This is a genomic window from Delftia sp. ZNC0008, from assembly GCF_000799035.1.
GTDB lineage: Bacteria > Pseudomonadota > Gammaproteobacteria > Burkholderiales > Burkholderiaceae_C > Comamonas > Comamonas tsuruhatensis.
The window spans coordinates 1-4,256 of record NZ_JTKZ01000653.1 but is presented as its reverse complement, the minus strand read 5'-3'; the positions used below and the strand labels follow the sequence as shown (position 1 = coordinate 4,256).

Annotated in this window: 5 protein-coding genes; 4 read left to right on the top strand and 1 reads right to left on the bottom strand. The window is 67.5% G+C overall.

Annotated elements, in window-relative coordinates; translation table 11 throughout:
- The 3 genes from L995_RS21200 to L995_RS21190 form a co-directional block, all read left to right on the top strand.
- The coding region (locus L995_RS21200; RefSeq protein ID WP_047473522.1) for a YifB family Mg chelatase-like AAA ATPase at positions 1-876 on the top strand (876 nt) is incomplete at its 5' end.
- Between the two features lie 170 nt (positions 877-1,046).
- The gene (locus L995_RS21195) at positions 1,047-1,346 is read left to right on the top strand and encodes a helix-turn-helix domain-containing protein (protein ID WP_016448653.1); all 300 of its coding nucleotides are present in this window, start codon (positions 1,047-1,049) and stop codon (positions 1,344-1,346) included.
- 7 nt (positions 1,347-1,353) lie between these two features.
- Positions 1,354-2,709: a HipA domain-containing protein gene (locus tag L995_RS21190; protein WP_047473520.1), complete on the top strand. Its 1,356-nt coding sequence runs from the start codon at positions 1,354-1,356 to the stop codon at positions 2,707-2,709.
- Positions 2,710-2,712: 3 nt separating this feature from the next.
- On the opposite strand, the gene L995_RS21185 is transcribed toward L995_RS21190, so the two are convergent.
- Positions 2,713-3,636, bottom strand: coding sequence for a LysR family transcriptional regulator (locus tag L995_RS21185; RefSeq protein ID WP_016452133.1), 924 nt, complete (start codon positions 3,634-3,636; stop codon positions 2,713-2,715).
- A gap of 102 nt (positions 3,637-3,738) precedes the next feature.
- Here L995_RS21185 and L995_RS21180 point away from each other — a divergent pair.
- Positions 3,739-4,256, top strand: a 518-nt coding sequence (locus tag L995_RS21180; RefSeq protein WP_047473518.1) for a YbfB/YjiJ family MFS transporter, incomplete at its 3' end; no start/stop codon positions are given.

Genomic DNA, 4,256 nt, shown 5'->3' with positions numbered 1-4,256 from the left:
GGAGGCCACGGCCTGCTGCTGGTGGGGCCGCCGGGCTCGGGCAAGTCCATGCTGGCCCAGCGCTTTGCCGACCTGCTGCCGCCCATGAGCGACGACGAGGCGCTGGAAGCCGCCGCCATCGCCAGCCTGGCCGGCCGCTTCACGCCCGAGCGCTGGCGCCAGCGCCCCACGGCCAGTCCCCATCACACGGCCAGCGCCGTGGCCCTGGTCGGAGGAGGCTCGCCACCGCGCCCCGGCGAGATCTCGCAGTCCCACCACGGAGTACTGTTTCTGGACGAATTCCCCGAGTTCGCACGCAGCGCGCTGGAGGCGCTGCGCGAGCCGCTGGAGACCGGCCAGATCACCATCGCCAGGGCCGCCCAGCGCTGCGAATTCCCCGCGCGCTTCCAGCTCGTCGCGGCCATGAATCCCTGCCCCTGCGGCCATTGGGGGTCGACGGTGCAGCGCTGCCGCTGCACGCCCGACAAGGTGGCGCGCTACCAGGCGCGCATCAGCGGCCCGCTGCTGGATCGCATCGACCTGCATGTGGAAGTCGGCGCCCTGCCCCCGCAGGAGCTGCTGGCCGCGCGCTCTGGCGAGGCCAGCGACACCGTGCGCGATCGCGTGGTCCAGGCCCGCGCGCTGGCCCTGCAGCGCCAGGGCAGTGCCAACCACCAACTCCAGGGCCAGGCCCTGGACGACCACCTGGGCCTGTCGCCCGAGGCCCTGGCCTTCGCCCACAAGGCCGCCGCACGCCTGGGCTGGTCGGCCCGCAGCACCCACCGCGCGCTCAAGGTGGCGCGCACCATTGCCGACTTGGCCGGCAGCGCGGCAGTGGAGACAGGGCATGTGGCGGAGGCCATGCAGTATCGGAGGGTGTTGCGGTTGCCTTCATGAGGATCTGCATTGGACGCGGTTGCATGGTTGCCGGAATTATTTCTGATATTCCGAAATTTCCTCCTGAATGAAACGAAGTACTCCTGAATTTCGGAATATTGGAAATTGTTTTGAAAATTCCCTAAGAAATCCTAGAATTTCGGAATATCAGAAATAAAGCCAATCCATCCATGCCGTCTTCCACGCCCATGAACGGCCCGCAGCAGGATCCCCTGCAGCCCGGGGCCGTGGTCATCGCTGACCTGTCCAGGCTCGGCGCCCAGATCCGTGCCATGCGCAAGGCCCAGCACCTGCGCATCGATGACACGGCAGCCCTGTGCGGCGTGTCGCTGGATCTGCTCTCCCGTCTGGAGAACGGCAAGGGCGGCGTGGGCTCCGACAAGCTGCTGGCCGTACTCGACGGGCTGGGTCTCGCCATGGTCATCGCGCCCAAGCAGGACGCCCTGATGGCACGGCTTCCACGGGCCTGAAGCGCACATGGCCACGCCGCCGTCGCTTTCGCTTTCGCTGTGGAACGATGTCGGCACGCACGTGGCCGATGTGACCCATGACCCGCACAACGATCTTTGGGGACTGCGGTATGCGCCTGCATGGCTGGAGCATGAACGGCCTTTCTACCTGGCGCCCTGCCTGCCGCTGGCCGCTCCCGAAGGGGGCTACGACTCGCGCTCCATCCGGCGTTTCATCGAGAACCTGCTGCCTGAAGGCGCGGCGCTGGATGTGGTGGCCAGAAGTCAGGGCATAGGCAAGGGCAACATCTTCGGTCTGATACGCGCCCTCGGCGCCGAGACCACCGGGGCCTTCCGGTTTCAGGCCGATGGCAGCAGGCCCGATCCACAGGCCGCCAATGCCGCTCGCACCATATCGACCGCAGAACTCTCCCAACGCATTGCAGACCGAGAGACACGCCCTTTCATCGAGTGGGATGGCAAAGTGCGCATGTCGGTGGCCGGCTACCAGGACAAGCTGCCCGTGCACGTGGAAGGCGAGAGCGTGCAGGAAGGCTCCATCTTCCTTCCCGACAACGTTCCGTCCACCCACATCCTCAAACCCCAGCCGCGCGACAGCGCGGTGCCGCACATGGTGGTGAACGAGCATTTCTGCATGCGCCTGGCAGCGGCCATGCGCTTGCCTGCAGCCGAGGTGCAGATGCTGCACGTGCCACAGCCGGTGCTGGCAGTCAGGCGCTTTGACCGCGTGCGGCAGGCGCCACAAAGACGGGTCCTGCGCACCCACATCATCGATGCATGCCAAGCGGGCGATCTTCCCGTCAGCTACAAGTACGAGCACCACATCGGCAGCGTGGGCGATGCCCGGCTATACCGCGACGGCATGAGCTTTCCCCGGCTGTTCGGTCTACTGGAGCACTCGGTGGCGAAGGCTGCGGACAAGCTGGCAATGATCCGATGGGCGTTGTTCCAGATACTGATCGGCAATGGCGACGCACATGGCAAGAACTTCTCCTTCCACGTGCTGCCGCAGGGCCTGGCGACCGCACCCTGGTACGACCTCGTCAGCGTGGCCCAGTATCCCGATGTGTCCCAGGAACTGGCCATGGCCTTCGGCGACTGCTTTGCGCTGGAGGAACTCACACCCTTCGAGTTTGCGCATTTCGCGCACCTGTGTGCAATAGACCGCAGGCTGCTCGCACGTGAAGCCCAGCGCATGGCCAAGGCAGCCCCTGGTGCGGCGGCCAAGGTTCTGCGCGAATCGCCTTACACGCCAGAAGAACACGCCTTCGCCCAGCGCATCGCCGCCTATGCGACCACCCAGGCCCAAAGACTGGTGGACATCGCCCAGAAGGCAGCAGCCTTGCCTTCCGACCTGTTCTGAGTCTCAGGCAGACGCTGCCGGGACGGCTTCCATGCCCAGGGCCTCTTCGCCCTGCACACCCTCGATCCCCAGCACCTCCACGCACGCATGCAGCGCAGGCGACCAGCCCTGGCGCGCGGGCACGACGAACCAGGTTTCCACGCGGGCGACTTCCTGGGCGAGTGCGCCGGGCAGGGCCGTGATGTGCACGCCGAAGCGGTGCTGCTGGGCCTGGACCACGCTGCGCGGCAGCAGGCCGTAGCCCATGCCGGCGGCCACGCAGCCGAGGATGGCGTCCAGCGATCCCATTTCCATGATGCGTGCGGCCACGCCGCGCGTGGCCAGCAGCAGTTCGATGCGCTGGCGGTAGCTGCAGCCCTGGCGGAAGGCCAGGAAGGGCACGGCGCTGAGCTGGGCGGCATCGGGAAAGCGCGGCAGCGCGAAGGCGGTGACCAGCACCAGTTCCTCCTCGAAAACCTTCCAGCCCTGCAGCCGCGACTGGGGCGGCATGCCCGAGACGAAGGCGCAGTCCAGCCGCCCTGCCAGCAGGTCAGCCAGCAGCTCGGCCGTGGTGGCCGTGCGCAGCTCCAGGTCCAGGCCGGGCCGGGCCTGGTGCAGGCGCGCCAGCAGCGGCGGCAGGCGCAGCGCAGCCGTGGTTTCCATGGAGCCTATGCGCAGCGCGCCTGCGGCCCGGGCGCTGCCCTGCAGCAGCGCCAGCGCTTCGTCGTGGTCGGCCAGCATGCGCCGCGCGTATTGCTCCAGCAGGCGGCCGGCAGGCGTGGCGTGCACGGGAGCGCTGCGCTCCAGCAACTGCACGCCAGCCTCGTCCTCGAGCTTTTTCACATGGGCCGTCACGTTGGACTGCACGGTGTGCAGTTGCTGCGCGGCGGCGCCGAAGCTGCCGCTGTCGCAGACGGCCAGGAACATGCGCAGGGACTTCAATTGCATCGCGGCTCCAGTGGCATTCATCTTCAATCGAGATCGACGCCATCATTTTGAATCATTGGACATGATGACTCCGGCGGCTTAAGGTATGCCCATCCTCCCCGCATGGCGCCCACTCCCGTGATCCAACGCAACGAAACTTCCCTGCTGCTGACCGGCTTCATGGCCACGCTCAGCGGCGTCGGCCTGGCGCGCTTTGCCTACACGGCGCTGATGCCGCAGATGGTGCATGCCGGCTGGTTCAGCGGCGAGCAGGTGGCCTACCTGGGCGCGGCCAATCTGCTGGGCTATCTGATCGGGGCGCTGGCGGCCGCGCCGCTAGCCGAACGCCTGGGCGCGCTGCGCGTGCTGCTGTGGTGCTGGGTGGCCCTGGCGCTGAGCTTTGCGGCCTGCGCCTGGCCGCTGCCCATGCCCTGGTTCTTTGCCTGGCGCTGCATCTCGGGCATTGGCGGCGCCATCCTGATGGTGCTGGGTCCCTCGGTGGCCCTGGCGGCCACGCCCCTGCAGCGGCGTGCGGCCCTGGGGCCGCTGATGTTTTGCGGCATAGGTGCCGGCGCCCTGCTGTCGGCCACGCTGATACCGCTGCTGGCGCGCCAGAGCCTGGGCGCCGTCTGGTGGGCGCT